The sequence below is a fragment of the Streptomyces longisporoflavus genome, assembly GCF_014649775.1.
Lineage (GTDB): Bacteria > Actinomycetota > Actinomycetes > Streptomycetales > Streptomycetaceae > Streptomyces > Streptomyces longisporoflavus.
Map to the genome: position 1 here is coordinate 342923 of NZ_BMTR01000008.1, position 20701 is coordinate 363623.

General features: G+C 70.5%; 20 protein-coding genes. 6 read left to right on the forward strand and 14 right to left on the reverse strand.

Going from position 1 to position 20701, the window contains the following annotated elements; all coding sequences use genetic code 11:
* Positions 1-24: 24 nt before the first annotated feature.
* The 6 genes from kdpB to IE226_RS18960 form a co-directional block, all read right to left on the reverse strand.
* Positions 25-2193, reverse strand: a complete 2169-nt coding sequence (gene kdpB / locus IE226_RS18935; protein WP_229871217.1) for a potassium-transporting ATPase subunit KdpB — start codon at positions 2191-2193, stop codon at positions 25-27.
* The gene (kdpA, locus tag IE226_RS18940) at positions 2190-3854 is read right to left on the reverse strand and encodes a potassium-transporting ATPase subunit KdpA (protein ID WP_190082452.1); all 1665 of its coding nucleotides are present in this window, start codon (positions 3852-3854) and stop codon (positions 2190-2192) included. The genes kdpB and kdpA overlap by 4 nt, the downstream gene beginning before the upstream one ends.
* 7 nt (positions 3855-3861) lie before the next feature.
* The gene (gene kdpF, locus IE226_RS18945) at positions 3862-3951 is read right to left on the reverse strand and encodes a K(+)-transporting ATPase subunit F (protein WP_033264828.1); all 90 of its coding nucleotides are present in this window, start codon (positions 3949-3951) and stop codon (positions 3862-3864) included.
* Between the two features lie 335 nt (positions 3952-4286).
* Entirely contained in the window at positions 4287-5057 is a 771-nt protein-coding gene (locus IE226_RS18950; protein WP_190082453.1) for a DUF3710 domain-containing protein, read from the reverse strand.
* A 1-nt stretch (position 5058) separates the two neighbouring features.
* Complete coding sequence (gene dut, locus IE226_RS18955; protein WP_229871219.1) at positions 5059-5604, reverse strand: dUTP diphosphatase; 546 nt, start codon at positions 5602-5604, stop codon at positions 5059-5061.
* Positions 5601-6185: a PaaI family thioesterase gene (locus IE226_RS18960; RefSeq protein ID WP_190082454.1), complete on the reverse strand. Its 585-nt coding sequence runs from the start codon at positions 6183-6185 to the stop codon at positions 5601-5603. The genes dut and IE226_RS18960 overlap by 4 nt, the downstream gene beginning before the upstream one ends.
* 112 nt (positions 6186-6297) lie before the next feature.
* Between IE226_RS18960 and IE226_RS18965 the strand changes: the two genes are divergently transcribed.
* Entirely contained in the window at positions 6298-6744 is a 447-nt protein-coding gene (locus IE226_RS18965) for a DUF3093 domain-containing protein (protein ID WP_190082455.1), read from the forward strand.
* Between the two features lie 29 nt (positions 6745-6773).
* Here the strand turns inward: IE226_RS18965 and IE226_RS18970 are convergent, their stop codons facing one another.
* The 4 genes from IE226_RS18970 to IE226_RS18985 form a co-directional block, all read right to left on the reverse strand.
* Positions 6774-7715 carry a hypothetical protein gene (locus tag IE226_RS18970; protein ID WP_190082456.1) on the reverse strand — a complete coding sequence of 314 codons (942 nt, stop codon included), beginning with the start codon at positions 7713-7715 and terminating at the stop codon, positions 6774-6776.
* Between the two features lie 13 nt (positions 7716-7728).
* Positions 7729-8025: a DUF4193 domain-containing protein gene (locus IE226_RS18975; protein WP_055563079.1), complete on the reverse strand. Its 297-nt coding sequence runs from the start codon at positions 8023-8025 to the stop codon at positions 7729-7731.
* Between the two features lie 393 nt (positions 8026-8418).
* Positions 8419-9651 (reverse strand): sensor histidine kinase, encoded by a 1233-nt coding sequence (locus tag IE226_RS18980; RefSeq protein WP_190082457.1) that lies wholly within the window; start codon positions 9649-9651, stop codon positions 8419-8421.
* A gap of 6 nt (positions 9652-9657) precedes the next feature.
* Entirely contained in the window at positions 9658-10311 is a 654-nt protein-coding gene (locus IE226_RS18985) for a response regulator transcription factor (RefSeq protein ID WP_135331070.1), read from the reverse strand.
* Between the two features lie 312 nt (positions 10312-10623).
* Here IE226_RS18985 and IE226_RS18990 point away from each other — a divergent pair, with 312 nt between their 5' ends.
* A complete protein-coding gene (locus tag IE226_RS18990) occupies positions 10624-10797 on the forward strand; it encodes a hypothetical protein (RefSeq protein WP_190082458.1) in 174 nt (57 codons plus the stop codon).
* 85 nt (positions 10798-10882) lie between these two features.
* On the opposite strand, the gene IE226_RS18995 is transcribed toward IE226_RS18990, so the two are convergent.
* Complete coding sequence (locus IE226_RS18995) at positions 10883-11695, reverse strand: inositol monophosphatase family protein (protein ID WP_229871221.1); 813 nt, start codon at positions 11693-11695, stop codon at positions 10883-10885.
* A gap of 98 nt (positions 11696-11793) precedes the next feature.
* Positions 11794-12921 (reverse strand): ferrochelatase, encoded by a 1128-nt coding sequence (locus IE226_RS19000; protein WP_190082460.1) that lies wholly within the window; start codon positions 12919-12921, stop codon positions 11794-11796.
* Between the two features lie 154 nt (positions 12922-13075).
* On the opposite strand from IE226_RS19000, the gene IE226_RS19005 reads away from it, so the two are divergent.
* Both IE226_RS19005 and IE226_RS19010 read left to right on the forward strand, forming a co-directional pair.
* The gene (locus IE226_RS19005) at positions 13076-14323 is read left to right on the forward strand and encodes an MFS transporter (RefSeq protein WP_190082461.1); all 1248 of its coding nucleotides are present in this window, start codon (positions 13076-13078) and stop codon (positions 14321-14323) included.
* Entirely contained in the window at positions 14277-15602 is a 1326-nt protein-coding gene (locus tag IE226_RS19010) for a D-arabinono-1,4-lactone oxidase (RefSeq protein WP_190082462.1), read from the forward strand. The genes IE226_RS19005 and IE226_RS19010 overlap by 47 nt, the downstream gene beginning before the upstream one ends.
* 30 nt (positions 15603-15632) lie before the next feature.
* On the opposite strand, the gene IE226_RS19015 is transcribed toward IE226_RS19010, so the two are convergent.
* Positions 15633-16916, reverse strand: a complete 1284-nt coding sequence (locus IE226_RS19015) for a hypothetical protein (RefSeq protein WP_190082463.1) — start codon at positions 16914-16916, stop codon at positions 15633-15635.
* Between the two features lie 462 nt (positions 16917-17378).
* Here IE226_RS19015 and sepH point away from each other — a divergent pair, with 462 nt between their 5' ends.
* Positions 17379-18479 (forward strand): septation protein SepH, encoded by a 1101-nt coding sequence (sepH, locus tag IE226_RS19020; RefSeq protein WP_190082464.1) that lies wholly within the window; start codon positions 17379-17381, stop codon positions 18477-18479.
* Positions 18480-18552: 73 nt separating this feature from the next.
* On the opposite strand, the gene IE226_RS19025 is transcribed toward sepH, so the two are convergent.
* Complete coding sequence (locus IE226_RS19025) at positions 18553-19407, reverse strand: sulfurtransferase (protein WP_190082465.1); 855 nt, start codon at positions 19405-19407, stop codon at positions 18553-18555.
* 317 nt (positions 19408-19724) lie between these two features.
* On the opposite strand from IE226_RS19025, the gene IE226_RS19030 reads away from it, so the two are divergent.
* Entirely contained in the window at positions 19725-20531 is an 807-nt protein-coding gene (locus IE226_RS19030; protein ID WP_190082466.1) for a VOC family protein, read from the forward strand.
* Positions 20532-20701: the final 170 nt, after the last annotated feature.

Here is a 20701-nt window from a genome sequence, read left to right on the forward strand (position 1 = left end):
GACGATCAGCACGCTTTCGGGGGGCTAAAGGCCGGGTACGAGGGAGATGACCAGGTCGATGATCTTGATGCCGACGAAGGGGGCGACAAGACCGCCGAGACCGTAGATGCCGAGGTTGCGCCGCAGCATCCGGTCCGCGCTCATCGGCCGGTACCGCACGCCCTTGAGGGCCAGCGGCACCAGGGCGACGATGATCAGCGCGTTGAAGACGACGGCCGACAGGATCGCCGACTCCGGGGACGACAGGTTCATGATGTTGAGCTTGTCGAGGCCCGGATAGACCACGGCGAACATGGCGGGGATGATCGCGAAGTACTTCGCGACGTCGTTGGCGATCGAGAAGGTCGTCAGCGCGCCCCGGGTGATCAGGAGTTGCTTGCCGATCTCGACGATCTCGATGAGCTTGGTGGGGTTGGAATCCAGGTCCACCATGTTCCCGGCCTCCTTGGCGGCCGAGGTGCCGGTGTTCATGGCCACGCCCACGTCCGCCTGGGCAAGGGCGGGCGCGTCGTTCGTGCCGTCGCCGGTCATCGCGACGAGCTTGCCGCCGGCCTGCTCCCGCTTGATCAGCGCCATCTTGTCCTCGGGTGTGGCCTCGGCGAGGAAGTCGTCCACACCCGCCTCGTCCGCGATGGCCTTGGCGGTCAGCGGGTTGTCGCCCGTGATCATGACCGTCTTGATGCCCATGCGCCGCAGCTCGTCGAACCGCTCCCGCATGCCTTCCTTGACGACGTCCTTGAGGTGGATGACACCCAGGACACGCGCGCCCCGCGCGTCCTCACAAGCCACCAGCAGCGGGGTGCCGCCCGCCTGCGAGATGGTGTCGGTCAGGGTCCGGGTGTCCTCGGACACGGTGCCGCCGTTCTCGGTGACCCAGGCGACCACCGAACCGGCCGCGCCCTTGCGGACCTTGCGGCCCGTGCCGCCCTCGACGAGGTCGACGCCCGACATCCGCGTCTGCGCCGTGAAGGCGACCCACTCGGCCCCTTCGAGTTCCCCCTGGTGGCGCTCGCGGAGCCCGTATTTCTCCTTCGCCAGTACGACGACGGAGCGGCCCTCGGGCGTCTCGTCGGCCAGCGACGAGAGCTGGGCGGCGTCCGCGAGCTCCGCCTCGGTCGTCCCGCGCACCGGCACGAACTCGGCGGCCTGCCGGTTGCCGAGCGTGATGGTGCCCGTCTTGTCGAGCAGCAGCGTCGATACGTCGCCCGCGGCCTCGACGGCCCGCCCGGACATGGCGAGGACGTTGCGCTGGACCAGGCGGTCCATGCCCGCGATGCCGATCGCGGAGAGCAGCGCGCCGATGGTCGTCGGGATCAGGCAGACCAGGAGCGCGGCGAGCACGATCATGGATTGCTCGGCACCGGCGTACACGGCGAACGGCTGGAGCGTGACGACCGCGAGCAGGAAGACGATGGTAAGGGACGCGAGCAGGATGTTGAGCGCGATCTCGTTGGGCGTCTTCTGGCGCGCGGCGCCCTCCACCAGGTTGATCATGCGGTCGATGAAGGTCTCGCCGGGCTTCGTCGTGATCTTGATGACGATGCGGTCGGAGAGGACCTTCGTACCGCCGGTGACGGCGGAACGGTCACCGCCGGACTCCCGGATGACCGGGGCCGATTCACCGGTGATGGCCGACTCGTCGACGCTGGCGACACCCTCGACGACGTCACCGTCACCGGGGATCACGTCGCCCGCCTCGCAGACGACCAGATCACCGATGCGCAGCTCGGTGCCGGGCACCTGCTCCTCCGCCGTGCCGTTCAGGCGGCGCGCCACCGTGTCGGTCTTGGCCTTGCGCAGCGTGTCCGCCTGCGCCTTGCCGCGACCCTCGGCGACCGCCTCCGCCAGGTTGGCGAAGATCGTGGTCAGCCAGAGCCAGACCGCGATCGCCCAGCCGAACCAGTCCCCCGGGTCCTTGACCGCGAGGACGGTGGTGATCACCGAGCCGACGAGCACCACGAACATGACGGGAGACTTGACCATCACCCGCGGATCGAGCTTCCGCACCGCGTCCGGAAGGGACTTCAGGAGCTGCCGGGGGTCGAACAGGCCCCCGCCGACACGGCCCGCGTCCTTGTGCCCGCCGGGCACGTCCTGGTGCGGCGCCGGGGTGGGCGTACGAGTGGGGTTACGAGTGGGAGTAGCGGTGGACATGGAGCCGGGCTCCTCAGACTTCTCTGTGTCGGTGGTCATGACGCGAGCCCCTCGGCCAACGGCCCGAGTGCGAGCGCGGGGAAGTAGGTCAGACCGGTGATGATCATGATGGCGCCGACCAGCAACCCGGTGAACAGGGGCTTCTCGGTGCGCAGCGTGCCCGCCGTCGCCGGAACCGGCTTCTGCGCGGCGAGCGAGCCCGCGAGGGCGAGGACGAACACCATCGGCAGGAAGCGGCCGAGGAGCATCGCGAGGCCGATCGTGGTGTTGAACCAGTTCGTGTCCGCGCTCAGCCCCGCGAAGGCCGAACCGTTGTTGTTGGCGCCCGAGGTGTAGGCGTAGAGGATCTCGGAGAAGCCGTGCGCCCCGGAGTTGAGCATCGAGTCCTTGGGCGTGGGCAGCGCCATCGACACGGCGGTGAAACCGAGTACGAGGGCGGGGGTGATCAGGATGTAGCAGGCCGCCAGCTTGATCTCGCGGGTGCCGATCTTCTTGCCGAGGTACTCCGGCGTACGGCCCACCATCAGGCCCGCGATGAACACCGCGATGATCGCCATGACGAGCATGCCGTAGAGCCCGGATCCGACACCGCCGGGCGCGATCTCGCCCAGCTGCATGCCTAGAAGATTGAGCCCGCCGCCGAAGCCGGTGTTGGAGGAGTGGAAGGAGTTGACCGCGCCCGTCGAGGTCAGCGTCGTGGCGACCGAGAAGATCGCCGAGCCGCCGATCCCGAACCGCGTCTCCTTGCCCTCCATCGCACCGCCGGCGATGTCGAACGCGGGTGCCCCGTGGTGGAACTCCGTCCACATCATCAGCGCGGTGAACCCGGCCCAGATGGTGACCATCGTGGCGAGAATCGCGTACCCCTGCCTGAGGGAGCCGACCATCCGCCCGAAGGTCCGCGTGATCGCGAACGGGATCACCAGGATCAGGAAGACCTCGAAGAGGTTGGAGAAGCCGTCGGGGTTCTCGAAGGGGTGGGCGGAGTTGGCGTTGAAGATGCCGCCTCCGTTGGTGCCCAGGAGCTTGATGACCTCCTGCGAGGCCACCGCCCCGCCGTTCCACTCCTGGCTGCCGCCGAGGAACTGGCCGACCGCGTGGATGCCGGAGAAGTTCTGGATCGCGCCGCACGCGACCAGGACGATCGCGCCGAGCACGGAGATCGGGACCAGGATGCGTACGGTGCCGCGCACCAGGTCCGACCAGAAGTTCCCCAGCTCACCCGTGCGCGAGCGGGCGAAGCCGCGCACCAGGGCGATCGCGACGGCGATGCCCACGGCGGCGGAGAGGAAGTTCTGCACCGCGAGGCCGCCGGTCTGCACGACGTGGCCCATGGCCTGCTCGCCGTAGTACGACTGCCAGTTGGTGTTCGCCACGAACGACGCGGCGGTGTTGAACGCCTGGTCGGGGTCGATCGACTTGAAGCCGAGCGATCCGGGCAGCGAGCCCTGGAGCCGCTGCAGCAGGTAGAGGAACAGCACGCTCACGGCGGAGAAGGCGAGCACCCCGCGCAGATAGGCGGGCCAGCGCATCTCTGTGTCCGGGTCGGCGCCGATGCCCTTGTAGATCCACTTCTCGACCCGCAGATGCTTGTCGGAGGAGTAGACCCGGGCCATGTAGTCGCCCAGCGGACGGTATGCCAGTGCCAGGGCGGCCGTCAGCGCCAGGAACTGGAGCACACCGGCAAGAACAGGACTCATGTCGTACTCAGAACCTCTCCGGGAACACGAGAGCGAGGACGAGATAGCCCAGGAGGGCGACGGCCACGACGAGACCGACGATGTTCTCGGCAGTCACAGCTTCGCCACCCCCCTGGCGATGAACGCCACCAGCGCGAAGACCGCGATCGTGGTGACGACGAAGGCCACGTCGGCCATCGTGTGCTCCTAGATGAGAGGCGCTTGATCTGACGCCTTGAGCAAACCCCCTCGATGGCCGGATCCGACCGCCGTTGACGGCTCCCTTACGTCGGTTGGCACTCCGTTGACGCCTCTCTTACGGATGTCCACGGGATGCCGCCGCTCCACCGCTCTCACCTGCGGAAACACGAGAACCCGAAAATGCGAAAACGCCGATGGGCCGCACTCCCGTATAGGAGTGCGGCCCATCGGCCTCGCTGCTGTCCGCGTCGGCTAGCGCACCTCGGTGATCTCAGGGCCCCGCTGGAGCTGGCCCATGCCGCCGGAGAAGCGCGAGCCCTCCTGCTGCTCCTGCTGGACGGTGCCCTCGGCGACCATCTGGGCGTCGTCGGGCAGCTTCAGGACGATCGGGTCGCGGGGCGCCATCGGGCCCTCGCCGCGCACGACGACGGTGTCCCGGAAAATCTGTTCGAGGAGTCCCGCGGCCTGCGGCTGCACCGCGCCCTGGCCGGAGATGACCCCGCGCAGGAACCACCGCGGACCGTCGACACCGATGAAGCGCACGACCTGCACGCCGCCCGTGCCGTCCGGCAGCTGCACCGGAACCTGCGCGCGCAGTTCCCAGCCGAGAGGGCCCTCGACCTCGTCGATGACACCGCCCTGCTGGGTGATGCCGGAGGCGATCTCCTCGCGGACCTCGCCCCAGATGCCCTGCTTCTTGGGGGCGGCGAAGCCCTGCAGCTGGATGGCGCTGTCCTGGAGCACGACGGTCGCGGCGACGATCGCGTCACCGGCGACCTCCACCCGCAGCTCCATGCCTTCGACGCCCGGCACGAAGAGGCCGCCCAGGTCTACCCGGCCCTCTCCGGGCTCCCGGACCTCCGAGGCGTCCCAGGGACCGTCGGGGCGGGGCTCGGGCTCGAGCGCCACTCGTGACGGCGCCGCGGCCGTGTCGTCACTGTCAGCACCGTCAGGGGCCCCGACGACCTGCTCGGCCTCGCCCGCCGCGTCGGCGGCACTGTCCTTCTTGCGACGTCCGAACACGTCACTGTCCTTCCCGGTCAGATACGACCGATGCGTATCGATTCCCACCCGTTTGTTCATCCGAGCCTGTGCCCACGGCGGCATGGCCGCCGGTGGACCCGAAGCCCCCCTCGGCCCGCGCCGAGCCGGGAAGCTCCGCCACCTCGCGGAAGCGCACCTTCTCGACCTGCTGGACGACCAGTTGGGCAATCCGGTCGAAGCGCTCGAACCGCACGACCTCGCGCGGATCGAGATTCACCACGATCACCTTGATCTCTCCACGGTACCCGGCATCCACCGTCCCCGGGGCATTCACCAGGGCGACACCGCAGCGTGCGGCGAGCCCCGATCGCGGGTGCACGAAGGCCGCGTACCCCTCGGGGAGCGCGATAGACACCCCGGTGGGCAGCACCACCCGCTCCCCCGGAGCGAGTTCGCACGCTTCGGTGGTGCGCAGGTCGGCTCCGGCGTCGCCGGGCTGCGCGTAGGACGGCAGCGGCACCTCGGGGTCGACGCGGCGGATCTGTACGTCGAGCTCCGGACGGCGGGCGGCGGTCACGGGGGTCACGGGTTCACCTCGAAGGCACGTGCGCGGCGGGACTGGTCCGGGTCGTCCATGGCGGCCCGGATCTCCTGCGGGCGGCCGTTCTCGATGAAGTGGTCGACCTTGACCTCGATGAAGAGGGCCTCGGCGCGGACGGCGACGGGCCCGTCGGGGCCGCCGATCCGCCCGGTGGCCCGCGAGTAGATCTTCCGCCCGGAGACGGCGGTCACCTCGGCGTCGAGGAAGAGCACGGTGCCCAGCGGTACAGGCCGCACGAAGTCGGTCTCCAGGCGTCCGGTCACCGCGATCACCCGCAGCAGCCAGTTCAGCGAGCCGAGCGTCTCGTCGAGCGCCGTGGCGAGCACCCCGCCGTGGGCGAGGCCCGGCGCGCCCTGGTGGGCCTCCCGGACGGTGAACTCGGCGGTGACGCCCACACCTTCGCCGGCCCGCGTCGCGAGGTGCAGCCCGTGGGCCTGGCCCTCGCCGCAGCCGAAACAGTGCTCGTAATGGGCTCCGATGAGCTCGCCGGGGGCGGGCGCGTCGGGGTGGCGGACGGGCGTTATTGCGTCGGCCGGGGGCGTCAGAGCTGCTGAAGTACCACTCACGACCGCAGACCTTACCCGCCCGCCCGTCTCCCACCGCCGCCCTGCCTGACAGCGCTGCGCGCAGACTGCCCCGAACCTCGCCGGCTCAGCTCATCGTGCCAAGCTTGCTTGCATGCAGCCTTACGAAGAACGCCTGACGGCGCCCCGCTCCTGGTGGCTTGTCTCGCTCCTGGTCGGTGTCGCGGCCGCGCTGATCATGGTCCCCTTCGGCACCCTGCCGCTGCTCGGCGGCCTGGTCGCGGGGACGGCGGTCGCCGCGGTCGTCACCAGTTCGTACGGCTCCCCGCGCATCCGCGTGGTGGCGGACTCGTTCGTCGTGGGCGACGCGAAGATTCCGGTCTCCGCCCTGGGCGAGCCCGAGATCCTGGACGCGGAAGAGGCACGCGCCTGGCGCGGCCCGAAGGCCGACCCGCGCGCCTTCATGCTGCTGCGCGCCTACATCCCCACGGCACTGCGCGTGGAGATCACGGACCCGCAGGACCCGACTCCGTACGTGTACGTGTCGACGCGGCACCCCGAGGCGCTCGCGGCGGCGCTCACGGCCGTACGGACTGCTTGAGGGCAGACGCCCGAGGGGTCTGCGGGCGCTCAGGCGCCCAGCGCCTCGGGCGGGTTCCCCGGCGGGTTGCCTGGATGTGACGGGTCCAGGGGCTGCGCGGGCTGCTCAAGGGGCGGCAGTTCGCGGAGGGAGCCCCAGGGCACCTGGGACCTCCGCAGGTCCGCACGGACCCGCTCAGCGAGTTTCTTGGTGTCCCGGCGGTTCATCACGGCCCCGACGGCGGCGCCGACCATGAAGGGCATCAGGTTCGGGAGGTTCCGCACCATGCGTTTCATGATCTGCTGGCGCAGCTCGCGCTTCATCTGGCCGCCGAGCGCCGCGTTGACCGTCGCGGGCTTCGCCACGTCGATGCCGCGCTCCTCGGTCCACGCCGTGAGGTAGGCGGCGCTGCGCTCCTTGAGGTTGCCGGGCGGGCGGCGGCCGTAGACCTCGTGGAGCTCGGCGATCAGCTTCAGCTCGATCGCCGCGACTCCGGTGATCTCGGCGGCCAGTTCCGCGGGCATGGCCGGCGGCACGGGCAGCATCACCGCGACGCCGATTCCGGCCCCGACCGTCGAGGTCGCGTTGGCGGCGCCGGAGATGAGCTTGTCCGCGAGCTGGTCGGGGCCGAGCCCCGGGAACTGCTTGCGGAGGGTGTCCAGGTCGCGGACCGGGATCCGCGGGGCGTTCTCGATGATCCGGTCGGCGAGATAGCCGATGCCGGCCTTGGCGCCGCGTCCGCTCGCGCGCACGCCCGCCTTGACTCCGTCCGTGACGGCGGCAACGCGACCCCTGGACCCGTGGGTCCCGGACGCCTTGTCGACCGCCGTCGCGTCGTGAGCCGCCTCCAGGGCGTTCGCTGATCCGAGCGAGGCTTTCCCTTGGGGGGAAGAGCCCCGCTCGTCGTCACGCACGCCGTCGGGGGCGACGTTCTCTTGGTCCGCTCCGCGCTTGCGGAAGCGGCGCTTCCTCGGCGGGGTCGAGCCTGTCACGGCCGACCCTGCCCTAGTCGCAGTCGCGGCAGATCGGCTGGCCGTTCTTCTCCTTGGCCAGCTGGCTGCGGTGGTGCACCAGGAAGCAGCTCATGCAGGTGAACTCGTCCTGCTGCTTCGGGAGCACGCGCACGGCGAGCTCCTCGTTCGAAAGGTCCGCGCCGGGCAGCTCAAGGCCCTCTGCGGCCTCGAACTCGTCGACGTCTACGGCCGAGGTCGACTTGTCGTTCCGCCGCGCCTTCAGTTCCTCGATGCTGTCCTCGTTGACGTCATCGTCGGTCTTGCGTGGGGTGTCGTAGTCCGTTGCCATGTCGCTCTCCCCCTCTGGGTGTCTGCGGTGTCTCAGCGCTCGTAACGCGTGAGAGGCCGGACTTGTGCCCGACCTGAGGCGGAGATTTTGCCTCACATCAAGGTCTGTTACTCAATCGACACCCAACCGCACCCCTGAAGAGGTGATCGGTTTGGATGGCGATCGGGACCGTACACGGTCCGGATGTCGCACTACACAGGCGCCACCCCGTGTACTTCCCGTGATCAAGACCCCCGAAAACCCGGATTTTCCCGGCTTTCCGACGACTTTCACGATCACGGAGAGTAGATGGCCGAAAATTCGCCCCTGTGATCGATCGCACACGAAATCTCACGGAACGGGTCCGGGAAATTCCGCGCAAAGCGAACACATCGGCGCGTCGGCGGCAGCATCTCAGAGAGGAAGGGTGACTCGCATCACGAGCCCTCCCCCCTCGCGCGGCTCCGCGATGATACGGCCCCCGTGGGCCCGCGCCACCGACCGGGCGATCGACAGGCCGAGTCCGACGCCCTTGTCGCTGCCCGTCCGCTCGGTCCGCAGCCGCCTGAACGGCTCGAAGAGGTTGTCGATCTCGTACGCGGGCACCACCGGGCCCGTGTTCGACACCACGAGGACCGCCTGGCCGTGCTGGGCCTCCGTGGTGACCTCGACCCAGCCCGCGTCCGGCACGTTGTACCTGACGGCGTTCTGGACGAGGTTCAGGGCGATCCGCTCCAGGAGTACGCCGTTGCCCTGGACGACGGCCGCGCCGCGCTCCCCGCGGATCTCCACGCCCTTCGCGTCCGCCTCCGAAAGCACCTGGTCGACGGCGCGGTCGGCGACCTCGGCGAGGTCGACCGGCTTGCGCTCCACGATCTGGTTGTCGCTGCGGGCGAGCAGCAGCAGGCCCTCCACGAGCTGCTCACTGCGTTCGTTCGTGGCGAGCAGCGTCTTGCCGAGCTGGTGGAGCTCGGGGGGCGCCCCGGGGTCGGAGAGGTGCACCTCGAGCAGCGTGCGGTTGATCGCGAGCGGCGTGCGCAGTTCGTGCGAGGCGTTGCCGACGAAGCGCTGCTGGGCGGTGAAGGCCCGCTCCAGGCGGTCGAGCATCTCGTCGAAGGTGTCCGAGAGCTCCTTTAACTCGTCGTCGGGTCCGTCCAGTTCGATGCGCCGCGACAGGTCCGTGCCGGCCACCCTGCGCGCCGTGCGCGTGATGCGGCCGAGCGGCGAGAGGACGCGGCCCGCCATGGCGTAACCGAAGGCGAACGCGATCACCGCGAGCCCCAGGAGGGCGAGCAGGGAGCGGCTCAGGAGGTTGTCCAGGGCGTCCTGTCGCTGTTCGTTGACGCAGGCGTTCATGGCGTGGTTGAGCTCGCCGGCCGACGGCGAGCTCGGGAAGTTGCAGCTGTCGCTGGCCACCTGTCCGGAGACGATCTTGAACGGCAGGTCGGTGCCCACGTGCAGGGCCTGCGCGGCGAGCAGATAGATGATCGAGAGCAGCAGGATGCCCGCGATCAAAAACATGCCGCCGTACAGCAGGGTGAGCCGTATCCGGATGGTGGGGCGCAGCCACGGAAAAGGTGGTTCGGCCTTCCTGGGGTCCCAGGTGGGCTTCGGAGGCGCTGCTGGTGGCGCCGGGGTCGCGGCCACCGGGGGTCAGATCCGGTAACCGGAGCCGGGCACCGTCACGATGACGGCGGGCTCGCCGAGTTTCCTCCGCAGGGTCATGACGGTCACCCGGACCACGTTCGTGAACGGGTCGGTGTTCTCGTCCCAGGCCTTTTCGAGGAGCTGTTCGGCGGAGACGACGGCGCCCTCGCTGCGCAGCAGCACTTCGAGGACGGCGAACTCCTTGGGGGCGAGCTGGATCTCCTTGCCGTCGCGGAAGATCTCGCGGCGGTTCGGGTCGAGCTTGATCCCGGCGCGCTCCAGGACGGGCGGCAGCGGCACGCTCGTACGCCGTCCGAGTGCACGCACGCGTGCCGTGAGCTCGCTGAACGCGAAGGGCTTGGGGAGATAGTCGTCGGCGCCGATCTCCAGGCCCTCGACGCGGTCGCTGACGTCGCCCGACGCGGTGAGCATCAGGACGCGGGTCGGCATGCCGAGCTCGACGATCTTGCGGCAGACGTCGTCACCGTGCACGAGCGGGAGGTCCCGGTCGAGCACCACGACGTCGTAGTCATTTACCCCGATGCGCTCCAGGGCGGCCGCTCCGTCGTACACGACGTCGACGGCCATGGCCTCCCGGCGCAGTCCGGTGGCCACCGCATCGGCGAGCAGCTGCTCGTCCTCGACGACGAGTACACGCACGGCGCTGTCCTTCCTCTGTGCCCCTGCGGGCAGGTCTGTTCGTGGGGTGTGGGCTCCATCCTGCCCCTTTCGGTCGTAAACCGGCTGTAAGGCGGTGTCCCGGCCGGGGAATGCGGGATTTTCTCCGACGGTTGAGGTTTCCGGCGGAGGGAGCCAGGGGAGGACGACTCCACACCCCGCGATCACGCTTTGTATGTGGCGCGCCACAACCCGCTTTTCTCCAGGGCGGACGGCGCGAGTCGTGATCGCCCCTTCCTTGAGGGCACACCCCCGTGCCATCGACCCACACGACCCAGCCGAGGGGGCGCAACCATGGACGCTTTCACCGCAGGACTGCTGCAGCGCATAAAGGCCACGGAGTCCGACCTCACGATGGCCCGTGAGACGGGCGACGACTTCCTTGCCGAGGTCGAGCAGGCCGAACTCGAAGATCTCCACCGGCTGGCCGCCGAGCACGGGGTGGAGGTCGGCGTGCTGCACGCCTGATCCATTCGCCGTCGAGAGCGATCGGAGCGCGCGAAGGGGCCCCGGCATCCGTACGAGATGCCGGGGCCCCTTCGCATGCGGTCCGTCAGTCGTGCCAGGCGCCGAGGTCCTCAAGGCGGCCCTGGAGGTCTTCGAAGAGGCCCGGCGGGGCCGCGACTGCCAGCTCGCCCGAAAGGGCCTGGCCGGGGCGTCCGCCGGTCAGCGCGCCCGCCTCCCGGGCGACGAGGTCACCGGCGGCGAAGTCCCACGGGTTCAGACCGCGCTCGTAGTACGCGTCCAGGCGGCCGAGTGCCACGTCGCACAGGTCGATCGCCGCGGAGCCGCCCCGGCGGATGTCCCTGACCAGCGGGATCAGCCGGCCCGCCACCTCGGCCTGGCGGATGCGGCGCTCGGCCACGTACCCGAAGCCGGTGCCGACGAGGGCTTGTCCGAACGGCGGCGCCGGGCGCACGTGCGCGGCCTTGTCGTTGACGAACGCGCCCTCCCCGAGGACCGCGCGGTAGGTCTCGCCGCGCATCGGGGCGTCCACCACGCCGACGAGCGTCTCGCCGTCCTTGCGGGCCGCGATGGACACCGACCAGTCGGGCCGTCCGTAGAGGTAGTTGACGGTGCCGTCGATCGGGTCGATCACCCAGCTGACGCCGCTGCTGCCCGCGGAACTCGCGCCTTCCTCGCCGAGCACGCCGTCGTCGGGCCTGTGCTCGGCGAGGAAAGCGGTGATCAGCTTCTCGGAGGCGATGTCCATCTCGGTGACGACGTCGACCGCGCTGGTCTTCGTGGCGGCCACCCCGAGGTCTTCGGGGCGCCCGTCGCGCAGGAAGGCGCCGGCGCGATGCGCGGCCTCCAGGGCGACGCCGAGGAGTTCGGCCTTCAGCTGCTGGTCTGCGGGGTCGGTCACGGTGCTCCTTGTGCCTGGGGGCGCCTGGGGGTGCCTGCGGGCGCCTGAGTGCCTGCGCGGCCCCGCGAGGTGCCTGTGGGCCCCCGCGGGGTGCTGCGTCATGCGAACGGGCTGTCGGCGCCCGCGGCCGCGGGCTTGGGGGCGCGCGAGGGGCAGCAGCCCACCGGGCACAGGTCGTGGCTCGCGCCGAGCGCGCCCAGGGCACAGGGCGTCACCTCGCGCCCGCTCTCCTTGCCCGCACGCTCCAGGACGAGGTCGCGCACCGCGGCGGCGAACCGCGGGTCGGCGCCCACCGTGGCCGAGCGGCGGACCGGCAGGCCGAGCTCCGCGGCCTTCGCCTCGGCCTCGGTGTCGAGGTCGTACAGGACTTCCATGTGGTCGGAGACGAAGCCGATGGGGATCATCACCACCGCGGGTGCCCCGGCGGCGTGCCGCTCCTCCAGGTGGTCGCAGATGTCCGGCTCGAGCCACGGAATGTGCGGGGCGCCGCTGCGCGACTGGTAGACGAGCTCCCAGGGGTGCTCGACGCCGGTCTCCTCGCGCACCGCGTCGGCGATGAGCCGGGCGACGTCCAGGTGCTCCTTGACGTACGCACCGCCGTCCCCGTGGTCCTCGACGCGCCCCGAGGTGTCGGCGGCGGCCGTCGGGATGGAGTGCGTCGTGAAGGCCAGGTGCGCCCCTGCCCGGACGTCGTCGGGCAGGTCGGCGAGGGACTTCAGGACCCCGTCGACCATCGGGCGGACGAAGCCGGGGTGGTTGAAGTAGTGCCGCAGCTTGTCGACGCGCGGCACGTCGAGGCCCTCGGAGGCGAGCACGGCGAGGGAGTCCGCCAGATTCTCCCTGTACTGACGGCAGCCCGAGTACGACGCGTACGCGCTGGTGGCGAGGACGAGGACGCGGCGGTGGCCGTCCCGGACTACTTCGCGCAGGGTGTCGGTGAGATAGGGCGCCCAGTTGCGGTTGCCCCAGTAGACCGGCAGGTCGAGGCCGTGCTCCGCGAAGTCCTTGCGCAGGGCGTCGAGCAGGGCGCGGTTCTGGTCGTTGATCGGGCTGACCCCGCCGAACAGGAAGTAATGCTGCCCCACTTCCTTGAGCCGCTCCTTGGGGATACCGCGCCCCCGCGTCACGTTCTCCAGGAACGGGACCACGTCGTCAGGGCCTTCTGGGCCGCCGAACGAGAGCAGCAGCAGGGCGTCATAGGGAGAGGCATCGAGAGCATCGGACATGCATCCGATCCTGCCACCCGGCACTGACAGCCGAAAATCACGGTGCGGCCGGGCCTGTCGGGGCCGTAAGCTGTATGGGCCATCTTTACGCCTTACCGGAACGGCTCCCCGCATGCCCCTCGCGGAGCCGCCCCGGCGCCTCAGCGGAGTCCACGTGCCCAGCCCCTACCGCGCCATCTTCGCCGCCCCCGGCACCAAGGGGTTCTCGACGGCGGGCTTCCTCGGCCGGATGCCGCTCTCGATGATGGGCATCGGCATCGTGACGATGGTGTCCCAGCTCACGGGGCGGTACGGCCTTGCGGGCGCGCTCTCCGCGACCGTCGCGCTCTCCGCCGCCGCGATCGGCCCGCAGATCTCGCGCCTGGTCGACCGGTACGGCCAGCGCCGGGTGCTGCGGCCCGCGACCCTGGCGTCGCTCGCCGCGGTCACCGGCCTGCTGCTCTGCGCGAAGTACGAACTCCCGGACTTCACGCTCTTCGCCTTCGCCGCACTCGTCGGCTGTGTGCCGAGCGTGGGATCGATGATCAGGGCGCGCTGGGCGGTCCTCTACCGGGACACTCCGCAGCTGCACACCGCGTACTCCTTCGAGTCCGTGGTGGACGAGGTCTGCTTCATCTTCGGTCCGATCATCTCGATCGGGCTCTCCACGACGTGGTTCCCCGAGGCCGGGCCGCTCATGGCCGGGGTCTTCCTCGCCGTCGGCGTCTTCTGGCTGACGTCGCAGCGGGCCACCGAGCCCGTGCCGCACGGCCGTGAACACCACACCAAGGGCTCGGCGTTGCGCTCGGGCGGGCTCCAGGTCCTCGTCGTGACCTTCGTGGCGACGGGCGCGATCTTCGGCTCCATCGACGTGGTGACCGTCGCGTACGCGGAGGACCAGGGTCACAAGGCCGCGGCGAGCCTGGTGCTCGCGGTGTACGCCCTGGGCTCCTGCCTGGCCGGGGCCGCCTTCGGGCTGATGCGCTTCAAGGGTGCTCCGGAGCCGAGGTGGCTGCTGGGTGTCTGCACGACGGCCGTGAGTATGATCCCGCTTCAGTTGGTCGGGAACCTTCCGTTTCTGGCCGTGGCGTTGTTCATCGCGGGCCTCTCCATTGCGCCGACCATGATCACGACGATGGCCCTCGTCGAACAGCACGTACCACGCGCGAAGCTGACCGAGGGCATGACCTGGGTGAGCACCGGACTCGCGGTCGGCGTCGCGCTCGGCTCCTCCGCGGCCGGCTGGGTCATCGACGCGGCCGGATCGGATGCCGGGTACACGGTCCCCGGACTCTCGGGAGCCGTCGCGGTGGCGGTCGGATTCCTTGGGTATCGCCGGCTTCAGAAGCCGGTTCCGCGACGGGGAGGGACCCACCATGAGCACGGCAACGGGCAGCGGGAAGAGCACAGCGGCGTGGCGTAACTGGGCGGGCAACGTCACCGTCCGCCCGGCCCGGGAGGTCACTCCGGCGTCGGTCGACGAACTCAGGGACGCGCTGCGGCAGGCCAGGGAGGACGGCCTGAAGGTGAAGCCGGTCGGCACCGGCCACTCCTTCACGGCGACCGCGGCGACCAGCGGCCTTCTGATACGCCCCGAACTCCTCACCGGCATACGCCGGATCGACCGCGAGGCCGGCACCGTCACCGTGGAAGCGGGCACGCCGCTCAAGCGCCTGAACGCGGCGCTCGCCCGCGAGGGCCTTTCGCTCACGAACATGGGCGACATCATGGAGCAGACGGTCTCCGGCGCGATCAGCACGGGGACGCACGGCACCGGCCGCGAATCGGCGTCGATATCCGCGCAGATCGTGGCACTTGAACTGGTCACCGCGGACGGCACGGTGCTCGCCTGCTCCGAGAAGGAGAATCCCGAGGTCTTCGCGGCGGCCCGGATCGGCCTCGGCGCACTCGGCGTGATCAGCGCGATCACCTTCGCCGTGGAGCCCGTCTTCTACCTCACCGCCCGTGAGGAGCCGATGACCTTCGACAAGGTCACCCGTGAGTTCGACGCGCTCTACGCCGAGAACGAGCACTTCGAGTTCTACTGGTTCCCGCACACCGGCAACTGCAACACCAAGCGCAACAACCGCAGCCTCGGCCCCGCGGCGCCTCCCGGCCGGGTCAGCGCCTTCGTGGAGGACGAGATTCTCTCCAACGGCCTCTTCCAGGTGGTCAACACGATCGGCAGAGCCGTCCCCGCGACCGTCCCCGGTATCGCCAGGATCTCCAGCAAGGCGCTCTCCGCCCGCACCTACACGGACATCCCCTACAAGGTCTTCACAAGCCCGCGCCGCGTGCGCTTCATGGAGATGGAGTACGCCGTTCCGCGGGCGGCCCTCGTGGAGACGCTGCGCGAGCTGAAGACGATGGTGGAGCGCTCGAACCTGCGGATCAGCTTCCCCGTGGAGGTCCGCACCGCCCCCGCCGACGACATCACGCTCTCCACGGCGTCGGGCCGGGAGAGCGCGTACATCGCCGTCCACATGTACCGGGGCACGCCCTACCAGGCGTACTTCACCGCCGCCGAGCGCATCTTCACCGCGCACGAGGGCCGGCCCCACTGGGGCAAGATCCACACCCGCGACGCCGGTTACTTCGCGCGGGCCTATCCGCGCTTCGCCGAGTTCACGGCCCTGCGCGACCGCCTGGACCCGGACCGCCTGTTCGGCAACGACTACCTGCGCCGCGTCCTGGGCGACTGAGCCGCCGGGCAGGCGGCCCGGGGGCCTCGCCTACGGGTTGGCGGTCTCTCCTCGCTGTACGTCGCTGCCGCTGCCGGTGTCGCCGCTGTTCGACGGGGTCTGCGTCGGGGTCGGGGTGGGGGTCGGCGTGGGAGTCGGGTCCGTCTTCGAGCCGTCGCCGTCCCCGGAGTCCGTTCCGGAGTCCTGGCCGGAGTCCGTGTCCTTGCCGGTGTCACCCTTCGAACCGCTGTCCGAGCCGGAGTCGTTGCCGTTGTCCGGCGACTGCGAGTTCGTCCCTTCCGGGTCCTGCGAGGCGTCGCCGTCCTGCCGCGAACCGTCGTCCGTGCCCGTGGAAGCGCCGTCGGACGGCTGCCCGGAAGGATCGGTCGACGGCGTGGAGGGCCGGTCCGGCGAGCTGTTGCGGCCGCCCGTGAAGCTGTTGCTGATCGTGGTGCCGTTGCCCCCGCTGAAGTCCTCGCCGGAGACGATCTCGTACGTCGTGATGCCGGCCATGGCCACACCGAAGACCACCGCGGCCGCGACCAGCGGGCGCTTCCAGCTGCGGGTCTGTGTGCGGTGTGTCACGCCCTCGGTGAACTCGTCCGGGGGCAGCGGCGGTTCGAGCGGCTGGGCCGCCACGGCCGACCCGGCCGGATCCGCCTGCCGCAGCACACGCGTGGCGTCGTCCCGCGGCACCGGCCGCGTGGCGTCGACCGAACCAAGGAGCTGCGTCTTCTCGGCGTCGGCACCGGCACCGGTACCCGTCACGGGGAGCAGCGTCGTACGGTCCGCGTCGGAGCCGGCCACCGGCAGCAGCGTCGTACGGTCGGCATCGGCATCGGCTTCGGCGTCCGTCACTCGCAGCACCGTCGTCCGCTCCGCGTCGCCCGCGGCGGGCAGCACCGAGGTGGCTTCGGGTTCGGCCGACCTGCCCCATGTCGTCGTCACCGGCCCGGGCGCGGCGTGTGCCGTCGCGTCCGTGTACGCCGACGCCCTGAACGTCTGCGCCACCGGCGCACCCGAGCCGTCGGTCAGCGGGACCTGCCGCGCCCTCGGCTTGGCGTGCACGGTGACGTCGCGTATCTGCTCGCCCGTGCGGCTGAAGAAGTGCTGGAAGAGCGTGCCGCCGCAGGTCGCGACGGCGCTGACCACACCGGCGCCGAGGATCGTGCCGTAGACGCCGAAGCTCGACGCCAGCTTCGCCGCGACGACCGCGGCCACCGCGCTCCCCGCCACTTGCGGCACACTCAGATCGAGACGCCGCTTCCCTCCCGGCTCCTCCTGGTCCGCTGCCCGGTCCTTCGACTCCTTGCCGGAATCCGGCTTTTCACGCATCTCCGACCCTTGCCTGCCTTTCGCGACTACCTGTCCGAGAAAGGGACGTATGGGTGAAGTGGATAGTTCCGTTTCTGGAGTTTCCGTGAAGTGCGCCACTGTCGTGCCACCCTGCCCGGGTATCTCCGGGCGTCAACTCCCGCCCCCCGCGAGAACTTCGGCGGCGCGGCGGACCACCCGCGTGGCCCGAATGGAGTACTGTTGCGAGCCCTGGGTCCGGTCTCCCACCTGGGTGCCCGGAGCCTTCCAGAACCGCCGGGAGGGGGCTCGCTGCACAGGGTGACCAAATTGGTCACCGAGAGTTGCGAAATGGTAACCGTGGCATAACGGCGACCGAGGGCCCATGCCCGACACGCCGGGCAACTCGGCAAGGTTGTGGCAGGCTGCACCCGGGCAGGCCACACTCGACTAGCGGAAGCAGCGACGCACGTGACGTCGGCAGGCACCACCCGGGAGGTCCCCATGCCCGAACTGCGTGTCGTGGCCGTCAGCAACGACGGCACACGGCTGGTGCTGAAGGCTGCGGACAGCACGGAGTACACGCTTCCGATCGATGAGCGTCTGCGCGCCGCGGTGCGCGGTGACCGTCCGCGCCTCGGCCAGATCGAGATCGAGGTGGAGAGCCACCTCCGCCCCCGTGACATCCAGGCACGTATACGTGCCGGTGCCAGCGCGGAAGAAGTCGCCTCGCTCGCCGGAATCCCCGTGGACCGCGTCCGCCGCTTCGAAGGACCCGTGCTCGCCGAGCGCGCCTTCATGGCGGAGCGGGCCCGGAAGACCCCCGTGCGCCGTCCCGGCGAGAACACCGGGCCCCAGCTCGGCGAGGCCGTCTCGGAGCGGCTGCTCCTGCGCGGCGCCGACAAGGAGTCCGTGCAGTGGGACTCCTGGCGCCGCGACGACGGCACCTGGGAGGTCCTGCTCGTCTACCGCGTCGCGACCGAACCGCACTCCGCGAGCTGGACGTACGACCCGCCGCGGCGGCTCGTACAGGCCGTGGACGACGAGGCCCGCTCGCTGATCGGCGAGACGGACGACATCGCCGCGCCCGAGCCGAGCTTCCCGTTCGTGCCGCGCATCGCCCGGCTGCCCAGGGACAGGCCCTCGCTCGACCGGCCGCTCGACCGCGCGCTCGACCGGCAGTTGGAGCGCCCGAGCGCGCCGCCGCCCCCGGAGCCCGCGGAGGAGAGCACGGCCGCCACCGCGGCGACCGCGGCCGTCTCCGAGTCGGAGCGGGACTCGCTCACCAGCCTCCTGGAGGCGGTGCCGAGCTTCCGCGGCGACATGATCGTGCCGGAGCGCCCCGCGCTGCCGACCACGGATCTGCCGCCCGCCGAGGAGCCCGAGCAGGACCCGGAGGCCGAAGAGCCCCCCGCCGCTTCGGCCGGTGCGGGTGCCGCGTACGCGGACGTCCTCATGCCGCGCTCGGTGGCCAGCCACCGCGACCGTCTCGTCGGCACCACCGACCGCCAGGCGGAGGCCGACGGCGTCCGGCCCGGCCGCCGGGCCGCCGTGCCCAGCTGGGACGAGATCGTCTTCGGCACGCGCCGCAAGAAGCAGGAGTAGCACCTTCTTGTACGTGGCCGGGCCCCGCACCGTTCAGGTGCGGGGCCCGGCCACGTGTGTCAGCCTCCGCTCGCTACTGCGGATCCGGCCCCTTGGCCACCGGACGGGACTCGTCCGACGACCACTCCGACCACGAGCCGACGTACAGCGACGCCGGAATGCCCGCCACCGCGAGCGCGAGCACCTCGTGGGCGCCGGATACACCGGAGCCGCAGTAGACGCCGACCTCGGAAGTGTCGGACGCCCCCAGGGAGTTGAAGCGGTCCGCGAGATCGGCCGCCGGCCTGAAAGTGCCGTCCGCCGCGACGTTCTCCACGGTCGGCGCCGATACCGCGCCCGGGATGTGGCCGCCGACTCGGTCGATCGGCTCGACGTCACCGCGGTAGCGCTCGGCCGCGCGGGCGTCCAGGAGCAGCCCCGAGCGGGCCAGGGCCGCCGCGGCGTCGGCGTCCAGGAGATCCTTGGCGTTCGGTTCGGGGACGAACGTACCCTCGGCCGCCGGACGCTCGTCCCCCGTACGGAGCGGTCCGTCCCACGCGGCGAGCCCGCCGTCGAGCACGCGCACCGAGGGATGCCCCGTCCAGCGCAGCAGCCACCAGGCACGTGCGGCGGCCCAGCCCTGACCGCCGTCGTATACGACCACGTCACGGTCGGCGCCGACCCCGGCGGCCCGCATCACCGCGCCGAAGTGCTCCACGTCCGGCAGGGGGTGCCGGCCGCCCGCGCCCGCGGGGCCCGCGAGGTCGGCGTCCAGGTCGACGAAGACGGCTCCGGGGATGTGGCCCTTCTCGTACTCGGCCCGGCCGTCGAAGGCGGGGGCTCCCGCCGTCTTCGCGGTGCTCAGCTGCCAGCGGATGTCCAGGAGCACCGGCGGATTCTCGCCCGCCGAGTCGCTCGCGAGTTCGGATGCGGAGATGATGGCATTCATGGCCCCATCCTGACGTACGGGGTGGCCGCTTCGGTCAAGTCCCGCTACCCTGCTCCGCCGGAGACCCCCGAACACATGGCGTAAGTAATCGAGCACGCCGTGTACTGCCGAAGAACACAACCGAGCAACCGCGCGTCAACGGATGAGAAACGGTGAACCGGGCATCCTCTGACCGGGGCGCGGAACGCGGCGCGGCCGGTGCGCACGGCGTCACCGGTGGTGCGAGCATCTGCACGGGCGGGCACCGACGCGCGAGGGTCACGCGCGTCCGAAATCAAGCCGAGCGGCCACCACTACGGGCCGAGGAGAGAGTGACGATGACGGAGGCATGGGGGCCGACGGGTCAGCGTGACGACTTGAGGGCCGTCCGCCGCACGCCCGGCACACCCACCTGGGTGAGCCTGATGGCGCACGGCCTGGCCGCGACCCGGGAGTTCTACGGAGCGCTGTTCGGCTGGGAGTTCCGGCCGGGCCCCGAGCAGCTCGGGCCCTATGTGCGGGCGCTGCTCGACGGCCACGAGGTCGCCGGCATCGGCCAGCTGCCGCCCGATCATCATCTGCCGATCGCATGGACGCCGTATCTGGCGTCGGACGACGTGGACATGACCGCCGAGGCAGTACGGCACTGCTGCGGCACGATCGGGGTCGGTCCGCTGGACGCCGGGTCGGCCGGGCGGATGGCCATCGCGGTGGACCCCGCGGGCGCGGTGTTCGGGATCTGGCAGGCGGCGGAGCATGCGGGCGCCGCGCTGGTCGGGGTGCCGGGAGCGGTCGCCTGGAACGAGCTGGTGACGCAGGAGACGGCGGGCGTCGTGAAGTTCTACCAGGCGGTTTTCGGATATACCGAAGAGACCCCCGCCGCGGCCGACTTCGACCATGTGACGCTTCAGGTCGACGGCCGGCCGGTGGCCTCGATCCACGGCGTGGGCCAGGCCCTGCCGCGGGACCGGGGCGCGCACTGGATGACGCACTTCGAGGTCACCGACGTGGACAAGTCGGTGGAGCGGGTCATCGAACTCGGCGGCCACCTCGTCAAGCCCGCGCGCGAGAGCGCCCACGGGCGGATGGCCACGGTCGCCGACCCGGAGGGCGCGGTCTTCACGCTCGTGCGGTCGGCTTCCTGACGTCACCGGACCGCGGACAACGGGCAGTCGGGCAGTCGGGCAGTCGGACAAGGGGTGTTCAGCGCCACGTGCTGGCCGGAATCTCACTGTGAGAACTTCACGCCTCACCCGTGAGAGGGCCACTGTTTCCGGCCTCTGTCGCACACAAGTATGACGTGCCACAGAGCAAC